Below are 884 nucleotides of genomic sequence, written 5' to 3' on the forward strand. Positions count from 1 at the left end.
ACCGGCGAGGACCGGCAGCATCTGCCAGCGCATCGGGCCCAGCAGTACCGCCGCGCCGCCCACGAGCACGGCGGCCCCAGCGCCGATCGCGACGGGGCCGCGCACCTGTCGTGGCAGCCAGCGGGCCGTCGCCAGCGTCACAGCGGCCGCGATCACGAGGGTTTCCAGGAGGGACAGGTGCAGGCCCGGCAGCGTCTGAGTCACCCGGCCATGCTGCCCGCGCCGCCGCCGTCCCTGCGTCAGGCTCAGGTCTCGCCCGTGTGCGACCCGCGGCTGACGGGGCGTCGTCCGCAGGGCTGACACCGTCGGCTTCGGGCAGAGGAGGGAAAGCCCTACGGCCGCCCCGCCGATCACGTGAGTGGGCCGCACGCAATACGCGTGTGCCCCGCGCCGCACGCCCAAGGACGGCCCGTGGCCCTCAGTCCCGAACGGGATGGAGGGCCACGGGCGTGGGGCGCCGACCCTGCGTGGGGGCGGGCGTGGCGGCTGCGGTGGCGGTTCGGGCTTCAGCGCTTCTTCCGGCGCCGGATCTGCGTCGGGGTCCACTCGCCGCGGTGGAGCTGGCAGCGTGAGTAGCCGATCATCGCCGGGTGGCGGCACGGCCGGCCCGTTCGTGTCGCGGTGGACCCGCACTTGGTCTGCTTCCCCATCTGGTCACCTTCCCGTGGTCACTGGCGGGACGTTTCCATGGTGTCCAGAGGCGTCGGAGCGGGGAGGCGGAATCAGCGGGCGCGGCCGAATGTCAGCCCAATCAGGCCGGAAACGCGCTGGTCAGAGCCACATCAGCGCCACGGGCCCCGCCCGTCGCAGCGAGCAGGGCGACGGGCGGGGCACTGCGGCGAGCGGGGCACTGCGGCGAGCGGGGGCGGGGTCGCCGGGTGCCG

General features: G+C 74.8%; 1 protein-coding gene and 1 pseudogene. Both read right to left on the reverse strand.

The window, feature by feature from the left end:
* Positions 1 to 204: pseudogene (locus ACYVE9_RS28690) on the reverse strand (hypothetical protein); the annotation flags it as partial.
* Between the two features lie 302 nt (positions 205 to 506).
* A complete protein-coding gene (locus tag ACYVE9_RS28695; RefSeq protein WP_461030805.1) occupies positions 507 to 650 on the reverse strand; it encodes an HGGxSTG domain-containing protein in 144 nt (47 codons plus the stop codon).
* Positions 651 to 884: the final 234 nt, after the last annotated feature.

Source organism: Streptomyces sparsus (assembly GCF_054776295.1).

Excerpts from the sequence above, each read along its gene's own strand:
- ACYVE9_RS28695 (WP_461030805.1), bottom strand. The coding sequence starts at position 650 with ATGGGGAAGCAGACCAAGTGCGGGTCCACCGCGACACGAACGGGCCGG.